The organism is Streptomyces africanus (genome assembly GCF_002150735.1).
In the GTDB taxonomy this organism is placed as follows: Bacteria; Actinomycetota; Actinomycetes; order Streptomycetales; family Streptomycetaceae; genus Streptomyces; species Streptomyces africanus.
The window spans coordinates 1-12,594 of record NZ_MUKA01000462.1 but is presented as its reverse complement, the minus strand read 5'-3'; the positions used below and the strand labels follow the sequence as shown (position 1 = coordinate 12,594).

The 12,594-nt window shown below is 70.7% G+C and carries 14 protein-coding genes and 1 pseudogene; 5 read left to right on the top strand and 10 right to left on the bottom strand.

What is annotated here, in order from left to right:
- The 9 genes and pseudogenes from CCL05_RS46730 to CCL05_RS39745 form a co-directional block, all read right to left on the bottom strand.
- A pseudogene (locus tag CCL05_RS46730) lies at positions 1–292 on the bottom strand (hypothetical protein); the annotation flags it as partial.
- Between the two features lie 22 nt (positions 293–314).
- Positions 315–1,202, bottom strand: coding sequence for a DUF5936 domain-containing protein (locus CCL05_RS39780; protein WP_086565474.1), 888 nt, complete (start codon positions 1,200–1,202; stop codon positions 315–317).
- A 16-nt stretch (positions 1,203–1,218) separates the two neighbouring features.
- Positions 1,219–2,163: a type II secretion system F family protein gene (locus CCL05_RS39775; protein WP_086565473.1), complete on the bottom strand. Its 945-nt coding sequence runs from the start codon at positions 2,161–2,163 to the stop codon at positions 1,219–1,221.
- Between the two features lie 9 nt (positions 2,164–2,172).
- Positions 2,173–3,510 carry a TadA family conjugal transfer-associated ATPase gene (locus CCL05_RS39770; RefSeq protein ID WP_086565472.1) on the bottom strand — a complete coding sequence of 446 codons (1,338 nt, stop codon included), beginning with the start codon at positions 3,508–3,510 and terminating at the stop codon, positions 2,173–2,175.
- A gap of 16 nt (positions 3,511–3,526) precedes the next feature.
- A complete protein-coding gene (locus CCL05_RS39765; protein ID WP_086565471.1) occupies positions 3,527–3,874 on the bottom strand; it encodes a TadE/TadG family type IV pilus assembly protein in 348 nt (115 codons plus the stop codon).
- 1 nt (position 3,875) lies between these two features.
- Positions 3,876–4,256, bottom strand: coding sequence for a pilus assembly protein (locus tag CCL05_RS39760; RefSeq protein WP_425275979.1), 381 nt, complete (start codon positions 4,254–4,256; stop codon positions 3,876–3,878).
- A gap of 2 nt (positions 4,257–4,258) precedes the next feature.
- Positions 4,259–5,515 (bottom strand): CpaE/TadZ family protein, encoded by a 1,257-nt coding sequence (locus tag CCL05_RS39755; RefSeq protein WP_086565469.1) that lies wholly within the window; start codon positions 5,513–5,515, stop codon positions 4,259–4,261.
- 9 nt (positions 5,516–5,524) lie between these two features.
- On the bottom strand, positions 5,525–6,232 hold the full coding sequence (gene cpaB / locus CCL05_RS39750; RefSeq protein ID WP_086565468.1) for a Flp pilus assembly protein CpaB: 708 nt from the start codon (positions 6,230–6,232) through the stop codon (positions 5,525–5,527).
- A gap of 79 nt (positions 6,233–6,311) precedes the next feature.
- Entirely contained in the window at positions 6,312–7,142 is an 831-nt protein-coding gene (locus CCL05_RS39745; RefSeq protein WP_086565476.1) for a hypothetical protein, read from the bottom strand.
- 384 nt (positions 7,143–7,526) lie between these two features.
- On the opposite strand from CCL05_RS39745, the gene CCL05_RS39740 reads away from it, so the two are divergent.
- From CCL05_RS39740 to CCL05_RS39720, 5 genes are read left to right on the top strand one after another with little or no spacing between them, the layout of a single operon-like run.
- Positions 7,527–9,086, top strand: coding sequence for a hypothetical protein (locus tag CCL05_RS39740; RefSeq protein WP_086565467.1), 1,560 nt, complete (start codon positions 7,527–7,529; stop codon positions 9,084–9,086).
- Between the two features lie 19 nt (positions 9,087–9,105).
- A complete protein-coding gene (locus CCL05_RS39735; protein WP_086565466.1) occupies positions 9,106–9,660 on the top strand; it encodes a hypothetical protein in 555 nt (184 codons plus the stop codon).
- Positions 9,661–9,662: 2 nt separating this feature from the next.
- Positions 9,663–10,094 carry a DUF3592 domain-containing protein gene (locus CCL05_RS39730; RefSeq protein WP_086565465.1) on the top strand — a complete coding sequence of 144 codons (432 nt, stop codon included), beginning with the start codon at positions 9,663–9,665 and terminating at the stop codon, positions 10,092–10,094.
- Positions 10,094–10,483, top strand: coding sequence for a hypothetical protein (locus CCL05_RS39725; RefSeq protein ID WP_086565464.1), 390 nt, complete (start codon positions 10,094–10,096; stop codon positions 10,481–10,483). Before CCL05_RS39730 ends, CCL05_RS39725 begins: the two co-directional genes overlap by 1 nt.
- 31 nt (positions 10,484–10,514) lie before the next feature.
- Positions 10,515–12,203 carry a chitinase gene (locus tag CCL05_RS39720; protein WP_086565463.1) on the top strand — a complete coding sequence of 563 codons (1,689 nt, stop codon included), beginning with the start codon at positions 10,515–10,517 and terminating at the stop codon, positions 12,201–12,203.
- Between the two features lie 6 nt (positions 12,204–12,209).
- Here CCL05_RS39720 and CCL05_RS39715 read toward each other — a convergent pair.
- On the bottom strand, positions 12,210–12,594 hold a 385-nt coding region (locus CCL05_RS39715; RefSeq protein WP_244204557.1), incomplete at its 5' end, for a hypothetical protein.

Here is a 12,594-nt window from a genome sequence, read left to right as displayed (position 1 = left end):
GTCCTTCAGGGCCGCGTGGCGCCTGCCCTGACGGTTGCCCGTTCGCCGCGGCCGGCGGCATCGGCATCGGGTCCGGACGCCCGCCGCCCCCCTTGATCCGCAGCGTCGGCTCGCCCCCCACCGCCTCCCAGCCCGGCGGCAGCGCAGGCGTCGCCGACGTCACCGGTACGTCCGGCGCGCCCGTGCGGACGTGCGCCGGCAGCACCGTGCCCGCCGGGGGCGTCGTGATCTCCGGTGTCTGCTCGGCTCGGCGGCGGCGTCGCCCCAGCAGCCCCGTCCGCTCCCCTGTCATCGACATACCGTCGCCCCCGTTCCTACTTGCCCGTGACCGAGCCGAAGTCCGTGCCCGACCCGAGGATCAGGCCGGCGCCGAGCAGGAGCATCGTGGCCGGGACCATGAAGGTCGTGATCATCATCGTGGCCTTGGGAACGGCCCGCGCGGCCTTGCGGCGGGCGTTCTGCGCGTCCGTACGCCGCATGTCCTTGGCGAGGGCCACCAGCGTGTCGACGATCGGCGCGCCCAGTTCCTCGCCCTGCTGCAACGCCGTCACGAACATCGCCACCTGCTCGGAGTCGTTGCGGCGGCGCAGTTCCGTGAAGGCCTGGCGGCGGCTCATGCCCAGGTCCATCTGGCGGAGGGTGATGCGCAGTTCGTCGGCCCAGGGGCCCTCGTACTTCGACGCGACCCGGTCCAGCGCCTGGCGGAAGCCGAGGCCCGCGCTGACCACGACCGCCAGGACGTCCAGGAAGTCCGGCAGGGTCCGTTCGATGACGTCCTTGCGGATGCGGATCGCCGACCAGATGCCGACCTCCGTCCAGAACGCGCCGAAGGCGAGCAGCAGCAGGGCCACCAGGAGCTGGCCCCGCATGAGGAACACCAGGAAACCCACCCCGCCCAGAGCTCCGTACACCGCCCGCCGGGCCGCGTAGCGGTCGATCGTCAGGCCGCCGGGGTTGCCCGCCAGGTCGATCTTGCGGCGGTACTTGGCCACCTGCTTGGGGCCCATCAGGCGCAGCACCGCGGGGGCGTAGCGCATGCCCATGCGGTCGATGAGGGAGTCGACGGCGCCGGTGCGGGTGGAGCCGACCTCCAGGGCCAGGGCGAGGTCGCTGGGGAGTTTGGCCTCGGCGCGGTACATGCGGATGCCGGCGAAGATGCCCCAGACGCTGAGGCCCGTCAGCAGGGCGAGGAGCAGTCCCATGGTGTGCCTCCGGCCTTCAGACGTCGATGCGGGACAGGCGGCGGATGAGGACGAAGCCGACGGCGTAGAGGGAGAAGGCGATGATGACCGCCGCCTGGCCGAAGGCGGAGCCGGTCATGCGCTCCAGGGCGCCGTCCTTCACCCCGTTCATGAGGAAGAGCGAGCCGACGCCCAGGACCGGGACGGCGTACGACGTCATGTTGACCTGGGAGAGCTGCGTGCGGACCTCACGCCTTGTCTCCTTGCGTTCCTCCAGCGTCTCCGTCAGGTTCCGCAACGCGCTGACCACCTGGCCGCCCGCCCGGTTCGACAGGACGAGTGTGGTGACCAGGACGACCAGTTCGCGGGAGGGGAGGCGGTCCGCCAGTTCGCTCAGGGCGTCGTCCATGGACGCGCCGACGGCCAGCTGGGCGGAGACCTTGCCGAGTTCCTCGCCCGCGGGCGCCTCCATCTCCTCGGCGGCCATGCCGATCGCGGTGCGCAGGGCGAGACCCGCCTGCGTCGCGTTGGCGAGGATCCGGGCCATCTCGGGGAGCTGGTTGATGAACTTCTCGATGCGTTTCTGGCGTTGCCAGTTGAGGAACTGGACCGCCACCCCGATGCCCAGCAGTCCGGCCAGCGGGCCGAAGAACGGGGCCAGGGCCGCCTGGCCGATGAGCCACAGGCCCGCCACCGTGGCGAGCATGTAGACGAAGAACTCGCCGGGAGTGATGTCCAGGCCGGTGGCCGCCAGGCGCAGTTCCAGCTTCTTGCCCAGCTTGGTGCGCCGCAGGCGGCGGTCGATCCCCCGGAAGTTCCGGCGCCGGCCGCCGACCGCGATCTGGCCGGTGGCGGACAGGCGGTCGACGAGTGCCTGCCGCTGCGCCTTGCCCATGGCGTAGGAGTGCAGGCCGGCCACCGTGAGGACGCAGGTCAGCAGAGTGATGCCGGTGGTGAGCGTGATGAGCGTGTGCAGTTCCATCGGTCGGTCCTACCTGGCTTCTCGGGTGGCTAGCTGCTCCGCGGACCGGGCGATGCCGAAGGCCTGCGGGATGGGCTGGTTCGCCATGTAGAGGCGGTCGGCGGTGCGGCGCGGAAGCGGGAAGTACTCGAAGACGCCGTGGATACGGCCGTCGGGCGTCATGGGCTGCGCGTGGAAGCGGGCGACCGTGACCAGGCGGTACGGGTCGCTGCCGTGGCTGTCCAGCAGCGCGACCTCGGTGATGCGGCGGGCGCCGTCCGCGAACCGGGTCAGCTGGACGATGACGTCGACCGCACTGTTGATCTGGTCGTGCAGCGCCACGAAGGGGATCTCCACGTCCGACATGGACGCCAGGGTCTGCAACCGCATCAGCGCGTCCTCCGCGCTGTTGGCGTGGACGGTGGCCAGGGAGCCGTCGTGGCCCGTCGACATGGCCTGGAGCATGTCCAGCGACTCGCCGCCGCGGACCTCACCGACGACGATGCGGTCGGGGCGCATCCGGAGGGAGTTGCGGACCAGGTCACGGATGGTGATCTGGCCCTTGCCCTCGACGTTCGGCGGGCGGGACTCCAGGCGGATGACGTGGGGCTGCTGGAGCTGGAGTTCGGCGGAGTCCTCGATGGTGATGATGCGCTCGCCCTCGGGGATGAGCCCGGACAGCGCGTTCAGCAGGGTCGTCTTTCCCGTGCCCGTCGCGCCGGAGACGATGACATTGAACTTCGCCTGCACCAGGCCCGCCAGCAGATACAGCATGTGCTCGTCCAGCGAGCCCAGGCCGATCAGCTCCTGGAGCGTGAAGGAGCGCGGGAAGCGGCGGATGGTGAGCGTGGCGCCCGTCAGGGAGAGGGGCGGGATGATCACGTTGACGCGTTCGCCGGAGGGGAGACGGGCGTCGACCATCGGGTTCGACTCGTCGACGCGCCGGTTGACCGTCGAGACGATCCGCTCGATCGTCTGCATCAGCTGGTCGTTGGAGGCGAAGCGCAGGGGCAGTTGCTCGACCCGGCCGCCGCGCTCCACGAAGATCGCGTCCGGGCCGTTCACCATGATCTCGGTGATGGACGCGTCCTCCAGCAGCGGCTCCAGGATGCCCAGGCCGAGGGCCTCGTCGACCACCCTGCGGATCAGCTGCGAGCGCTCCACCGTCGACAGGACCGGGCCCTCGCGGCTGATGATGTGCCCGAGCACCCGCTCCAGCCGCGCCCGGCGCTCGGCGGCGGCCAGCGAACTCATCTCCGCGAGGTCGATCTCCTCCAGGAGCTTGGCCCGGTAGGAGGCGACCATGTGGCCGTCCTCGCCCCGGTTTCCGTTCTCCTCCGGGGAGTTGATGCGTGCTCGCAGGCTCATGGGTCCGGTGCTCCGATCAGTGGTCGCGCGGCATCGTGGCGGTCTTGACGGCCGGGTCGAACGTCCAGCCCGGCACGAGGGACGGGATCTCCACGGTGGCCGTGACGGTGACCTCGTCCGCGCCGTAGGAGGGGGTGCACCCCCTCACCTCCAGCCAACTGCTCACCGCCGCCCGGCAGTCCGCCTCGTACGGCCCCTCCAGCGACGCACTGCGCGCCCCCGCCCGGGCCGCCGTGCCGGCCTGCTGGGCCGTGTAGGCGATCAGGCCGAGCTGTACGGCCGCCAGGGCGACGAGCAGCAGGATCGGCAGGAAGCCGATGTACTCGATGGCGACCTGGCCGCGGTCCCTGCGCGTGTTCGGCATCTCAGTCCGCCTCCTCGACCGCGCCGGCGTGGCCGTGGACCGGGATCGGGACGGACAGCGTGCCCGGGAAGAGGATCGGCACCTGGAGCGTGACGTCGGCCGTGACGTAGCCGGAGCCGCCGCAGGTCACCTCGGCACCGGATCGCCAGGCCTCCGACAGGTGCTTCAGTCCCGCCGTCTCGCACGCGGCCAGCCGCGCGCCCGGTTCCGCCGCCGTCGCTTTCCGTACCGCCTCGTCCGCGGCGTTTCCCGCGAGGATGAAGGTGTAGCCGACGAGGACGGCCTGCCACAGGGCGATGAGCGTCACGATGATCGTCGGCATCATGCCGAGGAACTCGATGGTGACCTGGCCGTCGTCCCGCTGTCTCGCAGACCTGGGCATCCTCATCCCCCTCCGTCCTTCCGCCGCCGGAAGCTCACCGACCCCCGGTCGCCGGCCCGGAACCTGCCCGCCTTCTGTGCGCCCTCGGGAACCTTGACCAGCCCCAGTTCGCCGGCCAGGCCCCACAGGGCCTGCTTCACCGAGCTCTTGTTCTCCAGTTCGTGGATGCGGCCCGCGTCCACGACGCTCTGGAGTTCCTTGAAGTTGGCGGGGATCGCGGTGGCCGCGACCGTCGTGCCGGTGATCCGCTGGATCAGGGGCGGCTGGATCTCCGTGCCGCGGCTGTGCCGGTTGACGACGACGGTGGTCTCCTCGGCCTTGCGGATCTGGAGCCGGTCCCACATCCGTACGGCCCGCTTGGCGCCCCGGACGGCGACCACGTCCGGCGTGGTGACGAGCAGGGCCCGGTCGGCCATCTCCACGGCCGCCGCTCCGGCGCCGCCGAGCTGGGCGCCGCAGTCGATGACGACCACCTCGTAGCGGGAGCGCAGGGCGCTGACGATCTGGCGGGCGGCGCGGTCGGTGACGTCCTCGCCGCGTTCCCCTTCGGCCGGGGCGAGGAGCAGGGCCAGTCCGGTGTCGTGGCGGAAGACCGCGTCGGCCAGGACGCGCGGGGAGATGTCGTTGATGGCGGCCAGGTCGACGACGGAGCGGCGGAACTGGACGTCCAGGTAGGAGGCGATGTCGCCGGTCTGGAGGTCCATGTCGACCAGGGCCGTGCTGCGGCCGGAGGCCTGGGCGGCCAGGGCCAGCTGGATCGCCGTCAGGGTGGCTCCGGTGCCGCCCTTCGCGCCGCTGACGGTGACGACGGTGCCGCCGACGCCGGTGAACACGTCACCGCCGGCGCCCAGGTGCCGTCGGACGCCGACGGACCACTGGGCGACCGCCTGGACGCGGCTGGCGAGTTCCTCGTAGCTGAGCGGCAGGGCGACCAGGCCGCGGGCTCCGTAGTCCATGGCGGCCTGGAAGAGGCCGGGGCTCGCGTCGGAGGTGACGAGGATGACGCCGACGGCCGGGAAGCGCAGGGCCACTTCGCGGATCAGTTCCAGCGCGGGGACCGGGCCGATCCGCTCGTGCACCACCACGACCTCGGGCAGTTCGTCGACGGACTCGGCGGCCAGCCGCGCGAGGGTGTCGATGAGCTGGGTGGAGTCGACCACCGGGGCCACCGGCTCGGCGTCCGGGAGCTGGCTGAGCAGCGTCGTGATCGACCGGACCGCGTCCGCGTCACCGACTGCCGGGAGGATCCTCGTGGGCATGCGAGCCTCTCACTTGTCCTTCGCGAGTTCGTACGTCCGGTCCTGCTCGGGGACGGTGGTGTCGCTGCCGGGCGCGACGAGGGCAAGGCGGACCCGCTGGGCGAACGACTCGGCGTAGGTGAGGCGCTGGGCGTCCCGGGCGGACAGCGCGAAGGTGATGGGGACGGCGTCGGTGGGCTGCTGGGTGCGGTTGTTCTCGTCCGGTTTCAGCGCGGTGAGTTCGCCGACGTCGAGGACCTTGGCGTTGGTCACGATGATCTTCGACTGGTCGGGGTCGCTCTCGCGCTTGCCCTCGAAGGTGGCGTAGACGTTGACCGAGGAACCGGGCGTGATCTTGCCGGCCACGCCGGTCGCCGCGTCGATCATGATGGCGACCTCCTGCTGGCCGGGCTGGAGGGCCGGCTGGCGGACGATCATGTCGGACTGGAGCAGCGAGCCCGCTCGCAGCGTGGTCACGGCGATCTTGCCCTGGATCTCGCGCAGGTCGGTGACGGCGTTGTCCGACAGCCACCGTTCGGGCATCTTGATCTTCTCGAACTGGCCCGTGCTGAGGGTGGTGTAGGGCGGTACGTCGGACTTGAGCCGGTAGGCGGTGACCTCGGGGCCGACCTTGGACTTGACGTCGCTGATGACGGACAGCACGCCGGCGAAGGCGCCGAGGGCGCAGACGACCGACAGGAGCAGGAGAATCACGCCGCGGCGCTGACGGGAGTTCATGAACCGTACAACCTCGTTGGGGATATCGGTCGAGCGGGATCGGAGCGGTGCTGACGAGCGGTGCCAGGGCTGTGAGACCTCACCCGACGGCCGTTCGGTTCTCGAGCTGCTTGTGCGGGCTGTCGTGGACGGGGGGCGTGGCCGAGCAGAAGACGCAGCGGTCGCCGATGACGTCGATGCCGCACCAGTGGCAGCGGGTCCGCCGTACGGAGGTGACCAGTTGGTAGAGGACCGACAGGTCGGGCAGGTAGCTGCAGAACTCGATCAGCCTGCCGGTGCCCCACCAGCCCGGTGACTCGGCCGGGAGCGCGGTCTCGCGCAGACCCTGCACGTTCCAGGAGGGGGCGAGGGTGCCGGTGACCCAGTCGGACTGGAGCTGGCCCTTGGCGACCAGCATCCAGGTGCCGAACTCGGGGCCGGGCAGGGCGGCTTCGGGGGTGATCCTGACGAGCTGCGGCTCGGGGTGGGCGAGGACGCCGAACTGGCTGCCGGGCACCCAGGACTTGGCGTGCGACTTCAGGCCGACGGGGACCCGGTCGAGCCGGGCGACGGAGTTGAGCAGCGCCCCGGCGTGGATGTAGTGGACGAGCAGCCGCCCGGCGGAGGCGAGCACGCCGGGGCTGATGTCGCAGGACGCGAGCTGGCGTAACTGGCGGGCGAGGACGGCGAGTCCGAGCGGGGGCAGATCGGGATGGAAGAGGGCGATCCGGTCGCTCTCCATGAGGGCGCGCAGGGTGTACAGCCGGCGCTGTACGGCGGTGGGGGCGGCCTGGGAGCAGACCACGATCACATGTCCGTGGTGCTCGACCAGAGCCTGCATGTCGGCGAGGGCCTGCTCCAGCGGGCGCCGGTCGACGTCCCGCAGCACGACGGCGGGCAGGGTGCGTTCGTCCTGTGGCGGCAGTGCCATGTCGGCACTGGTCACGGCAATGGCAGTTGGCACGCGCAGCTCCCCGTTTCCCCATGCCCGTCGGCGCGCCGCCTTGTCACTGCGGCCCACCGTGGTGACTTCACTGCGTGACTACCTCAGCACTGTATCCACGGCTCTGTGACCGGAGAACAGCGTTTGTGTAGCTGAGGTGCAACTGTCGTTGCACAAGATGCGCCAAAACGGGGCAGGTTGAGCATCTTGCCGGTCGCGGGCGGGGGCTCGGGTGGTCCCGGCCGGTGGTCCCGGAGGGCCCAGTGTTGACGGTGGGCCTCTGTTTGGGCCCTGAGACCCACGCCTCCCGCCGGGGCGCGTACCTACTCTCACCGTCCACAGGTACGTGGTTCGGGTGAGGAGGGGTGCCGTATGGCCGGCGGGGGTGGCATACGGACGTACGGACACAGACCGGTCTTCGACGATCGCGGCGCGACCGGCACCGAGTATCTCGGCATGGTCGTGGTCAGCGCGGCGATCGTGCTCGCCGTCTCGGCCACCGGCGTCGGGCAGCTGATCTACGACAGGATCGCCGCGCAGGTGTGCAGGGTGGTGGGTGACGGCACCTGCGCCCCGGGCGGGCCCGGGCCGGGCAAGCCCCTCACCGACGCCGACTTCGAGCCGGCGCTGTGCCAGGTCTCCTCCGTCACGGACAAGGCGGGCTCCAAGGCGAAGATCTTCTTCTGGGAGATCGGCAAGGAGTACGGCTTCCAGGAGCAGCACATCAAGGCGAAGACGGACGTCAACGGCGACGGCACGGTCGACGGCAAGGACCAGCTGGTCTATCTGACCTTCACGGACGCCGCGTCCGTCGCCGCGAAGAAGGACTTCAAGCCCGGTATGAAGGTGGGCCGCTTCGGCGCCGACAAGGTGGAGCTCGGGCTCGGCATCAAGGTCACCAACGGCGACACCTGGGTCTTCGAGAGCCCCGAGGAGGCCCAGCGGTTCCGGGACGACGTGGAGAAGCTCCAGATGTACGAGATGCGGCGGACCATGCCGGGCGGTGCGGAGGCGAGCCTCGGCGACAGCATCGCCTACCTCTTCGGGAAGGGCCCGCTCAAGGACGAGGAGGACACCCGCAACCGGATCGAGGAGCACCTCGGCGACAACCGGCAGATCACCTACGGGAAGGTGGGCCTGGAGGCGTCGGCGTCGGCGGGCCTGAAGATCTCGGCGGGCGACGAGAAGAAGCTGAGCGCCGCGCTCGGCGGCACCTTCAAGTACTCCCCCGACGTCACCTGGACGGACAACGCCTACAAGAACACCAAGTCGTACACCTACTCCTCGTCGATCGAGTACGGCTCCAAGGTGGGCTACGAGGCGGGCCCGCTCAGCGGCGAGTACGCGGCGAACACGACGCAGACCGGCACCATCACGGTCACCTACGACAAGGGGACCGGCAAGCTGGTCCGCGTCGACATGACCCGGACCGTCGAGGAGGGCGGCCAGAAGGACGGCGCCAAGGCCGGCGGTGACAACGGCAAGAAGGACGGCGACAAGCGGGGTGGGAGCGCCGGCATGAAGGGCACGGACTCGCGGACCGGCATCGAGATCGTCACCAACTCCGTCAGCTTCGACCCCGGCCCGGCGGGCGACGCGGACCGGGCGGTCGCCGAGCGGTGGCTGGACAGCAACAACGAGCAGGTCGCCACGCCCTTCCAGTACATGTTCGACGACCACGCGCCGACGGCCCGGCCGGGCGCCGACGACCCCTTCGGACAGCTGATGTTCGACAAGGGCAGGTCGAGCCGGATGACGTACACGGGCGAGGTGAACGCGGCCGAGTACGGCTTCGAGTTGAACCTCGGGCTCAGTCTGGGCATGACGATCAGCACGGAGAAGAAGTCGGAGACGCTGACCGACGCCCGGTTCCTGGGGGCGCCCCGCGGGAACGGCCGGTCCTATCTTCCCTACAGCTACTGTGCGAACTGACGAGACGGAGTCAAAGCCGATGAAGACCCGCCGTGCCCTCCTGGCCGCCGCCCTGCTGACGGCCTCCGTGGCCCTGACCGGCTGCGGGGGCTCCGACGCCGGCTCGGTGCCCGACGGCTGGGGCACCCTGAAGACCAAGGGCGTCGACGTCTCGTATCCGAAGGGGTACGAGGAGCAGAGCGCCGGTGAGCGCGGCAAGCACAACGCGGCCGCGGCGGTGCGCACGGAGGGCGGCAGGAAGGTCTCGGTCATCACCGTGCAGCTCGGCTTCACGGAGGCGAACTCCGCCGAGCAGGCCGCGATCGCCGCCGAGGCGGGCATCCAGATGGGCGCGGACGTCAAGGGCCAGAAGGATGTGGAACTGGCCGGCGCGGAGGAGGCCAAGCGGATCGACTTCACCTTCAAGGCGACCGGCGAGGACGGCGGCCCGCCGAAGGGCACCCCGGTCGAGGGCGTGATCCTGGCCGGTCTGGACTCGGCCGACACCGCCTTCGCGATCCGGGTCGACGCGCAGCAGGGGTCCCTGCCGGACGGGGACCTGGACCGGATCATCGACTCGGTCGAGGTGCACTAGCCATGGAGGTGCCGGGCGCCGGTTACGTCGTCCTCGCGCTGCTCGTGGCGCTGTTCGGCGCGCTGTCGTGGAGGTACGCGCGGCGGCTGGTGACGGTGGCGCGGGTGCTGCGGCGCGGGGTGCGGGCGCAGGGCGAGTGCGTCCGGGTGGAGACGGAGCCGTACCAGCGCTCGGACGCCCGGCGGCACTTCTTCGCCTTCCGTACGGCCGACGGCACGCCGGTCGAGTTCGAGGACCTGGCGGGCCGGTCGACGACGGAGGGCACCCGGGTCACCGTCACCTACGACCCGCGCGATCCGCGGGGCACGGCGACGGTGGCGGGCAGGGGCAGCTGGTCCCCGGTGCTCCAGGCGCTCGCCCTCGTCGCGGGCTGCGGCATGGCCGCGCTGGGCTTCGCGGTCCTCCTCTACGTCGAGATCTCCGGGAGCGGTTGATGGCGCTCGTCCGCTGCTGGGCCGTCGGCATCGTCGTCCTCGTCGTCAGCGAGTACGTCCAGATGACGCTGGTGTACGGCCCTCTCGTCGGCCCGCGGGGCGTCGGCTCGTTCGGTGCCGCGCTGGCGCTGGTGCATCTGCCGAACCTGGTGTGCGTCGCGCTCGCCACCTGGGCGGCGGCGCGGGTGCATCCGGAGCCGTGGCGGGAGACGCCGGTGCGGCATCTGGCGGCGGCGTGCGCGGTTCCGGCGGCGGCGCAGGTGCTGCTGCTGGCGCTGCGGCCGGGTGTGCTGGACCCGGCGGGGCCGGCGCTGTGGATGTCGACGGGCGTGCTGCTGGCGGGGTGTGCGGTGGGGCTGCTGCTGGACCGGTTGGTCTGGACCTCTTGACAGTGTTGTTGGTCTGGACCATTTTCTTGTCATGTCCAGACACAGACGATCCCTGCGGCTGTGGTCGGGCGCCCTCACGGCGGCCCTGGCCCTCACTGTCACGACCGTCGGCCAGGCGTCCGCCGCCGACGTCAACAACGCCAGGAACGCCGGCTTCGAGTCGGGCCTGAGCGACTGGACCTGCTCCGCGGGCAGCGGGACGACCGTCTCCTCCCCGGTGCGCACCGGCACGGCAGCGCTGAAGGCGACCCCGGCGGGGCAGGACAACGCCCGGTGCGCCCAGACGGTCAGGGTGAAGCCCGGATCGACGTACACCCTGTCCGCCTGGGTCCGGGGCGGCTACGCCTACCTCGGTGCCTCGGGCACGGGCACGACCGACGTGTCCACCTGGACACCGGACTCCGCCTCCTGGAAGCAGCTGTCGACGACCTTCACCACGGGCTCGTCGACGACCTCGGTGACGGTGTACACGCACGGCTGGTACGGGCAGGCGGCGTACTACGCGGACGACGTGTCCGTGTTCGGCCCCGACGGGGGCGGCGGCACGGACCCGGGCCCCACGGTCCCGGCCGCGCCGGGCGGCCTGAGCGTTTCGGGTACCACGTCCTCGTCGGTGTCCCTGGCCTGGAACGCCGTCTCGGGAGCGACGGGCTACACCGTCTACCGGGACGGCACGAAGGTCACGGCGGTCTCCGGCACCTCGGCGACGGTGACCGGCCTCGCGGCCTCGACGTCCTACTCCTTCCAGGTCACGGCGACGAACGCGGCGGGCGAGTCGCCGAAGTCGGCGGCGGTGACGGGGACCACGAACAAACCGAACGGCCCGGGTCCCGCGCTCCCGAAGCACGCGGTGACGGGCTACTGGCAGAACTTCAACAATGGCGCGACGGTCCAGAAGCTGGCCGACGTCCCGTCCCCGTACGACATCATCGCCGTCGCCTTCGCGGACGCGAGCCCGACGCCGGGCGCGGTGACCTTCACCCTGGACTCGGCCGGGCTGAACGGTTACACGGTCGACCAGTTCAAGGCGGACATCAGGGCCAAGCAGGCGGCCGGGAAGAAGGTCGTCATCTCGGTCGGCGGTGAACGCGGCACGGTCACCGTCAACGACGCGACGTCGGCGGCGAACTTCGCGAACTCCGTGTACTCCCTGATGCAGACCTACGGCTTCGACGGCGTCGACATCGACCTGGAGAACGGCCTGAACGCGACGTACATGACGCAGGCGCTGCGCTCGCTCTCGGCGAAGGCGGGCTCGTCGCTGATCATCACGATGGCGCCGCAGACCATCGACATGCAGTCGACGTCGAACTCCTACTTCCAGACCGCCCTGAACATCAAGGACATCCTCACGGTCGTCAACATGCAGTACTACAACAGCGGTTCCATGCTCGGCTGCGACGGCAAGGTCTACAGCCAGGGCTCCGTCGACTTCCTCACCGCCCTGGCCTGCATCCAGCTGGAGAACGGCCTCGCCCCGTCCCAGGTCGGCCTGGGCCTGCCGGCCTCGACCCGGGCGGCGGGCAGCGGGTACGTGGCACCGTCCGTGGTGAACAGCGCCCTGGACTGCCTGGCCAAGGGCTCGGGCTGCGGCTCCTTCAAGCCGCCCCGGACGTATCCGGACCTCCGGGGCGCGATGACCTGGTCGACCAACTGGGACGCGACGGCCGGCAACGCGTGGTCCGGCGCGGTGGGGCCGCATGTGCACGGGCTGCCGTAGCGGCCCCTATCCCATCGGACGGTAGTGGCCGAGGACCCAGGCCAGCTGCGGGAACCACTCCTGCAGTCGCGACCTCGGCCTGGCCTCCACCACGCACTCGAAGAACCTGCCGTCCATGTGGATCACGGCGACCATCAGCGCCTTGCCGTTGGGGCTCGCCTGGTAGTGGACGCTGCGGATCTCGGGCCAGCGGAACTCGATCGAGAGCCCGGAGGTCTCGAAGGCGACGCCGGACGCGTCGACGACGACCGCGTTGCGCTTGTCGACGGCCAGGAAGTCCGGGCCGGCCGCCGCCTGCTGAGGCGGCGGCGGGGCCTGGGCGTACGGAGGCTGTGCGGGGGTGTACGGGGGCGGCGCCGGCGCGTACTGCGGCGGCGCCGCCCCCGTACAC

What these genes read in the sequence shown, in the direction of transcription:
- CCL05_RS39720 (WP_086565463.1), top strand. Translation starts at nt 10,515, where the DNA reads ATGTCCAGACACAGACGATCCCTGCGGCTGTGGTCGGGCGCCCTCACG.
- CCL05_RS39770 (WP_086565472.1), bottom strand. Translation starts at nt 3,510, where the DNA reads ATGAGCCTGCGAGCACGCATCAACTCCCCGGAGGAGAACGGAAACCGG.
- cpaB (WP_086565468.1), bottom strand. Translation starts at nt 6,232, where the DNA reads ATGAACTCCCGTCAGCGCCGCGGCGTGATTCTCCTGCTCCTGTCGGTC.
- CCL05_RS39755 (WP_086565469.1), bottom strand. Translation starts at nt 5,515, where the DNA reads ATGCCCACGAGGATCCTCCCGGCAGTCGGTGACGCGGACGCGGTCCGG.
- CCL05_RS39775 (WP_086565473.1), bottom strand. Translation starts at nt 2,163, where the DNA reads ATGGAACTGCACACGCTCATCACGCTCACCACCGGCATCACTCTGCTG.
- CCL05_RS39740 (WP_086565467.1), top strand. Translation starts at nt 7,527, where the DNA reads ATGGCCGGCGGGGGTGGCATACGGACGTACGGACACAGACCGGTCTTC.
- CCL05_RS39730 (WP_086565465.1), top strand. Translation starts at nt 9,663, where the DNA reads ATGGAGGTGCCGGGCGCCGGTTACGTCGTCCTCGCGCTGCTCGTGGCG.
- CCL05_RS39725 (WP_086565464.1), top strand. Translation starts at nt 10,094, where the DNA reads ATGGCGCTCGTCCGCTGCTGGGCCGTCGGCATCGTCGTCCTCGTCGTC.
- CCL05_RS39735 (WP_086565466.1), top strand. Translation starts at nt 9,106, where the DNA reads ATGAAGACCCGCCGTGCCCTCCTGGCCGCCGCCCTGCTGACGGCCTCC.
- CCL05_RS39760 (WP_425275979.1), bottom strand. Translation starts at nt 4,256, where the DNA reads ATGCCCAGGTCTGCGAGACAGCGGGACGACGGCCAGGTCACCATCGAG.
- CCL05_RS39780 (WP_086565474.1), bottom strand. Translation starts at nt 1,202, where the DNA reads ATGGGACTGCTCCTCGCCCTGCTGACGGGCCTCAGCGTCTGGGGCATC.
- CCL05_RS39745 (WP_086565476.1), bottom strand. Translation starts at nt 7,142, where the DNA reads ATGGCACTGCCGCCACAGGACGAACGCACCCTGCCCGCCGTCGTGCTG.
- CCL05_RS39765 (WP_086565471.1), bottom strand. Translation starts at nt 3,874, where the DNA reads ATGCCGAACACGCGCAGGGACCGCGGCCAGGTCGCCATCGAGTACATC.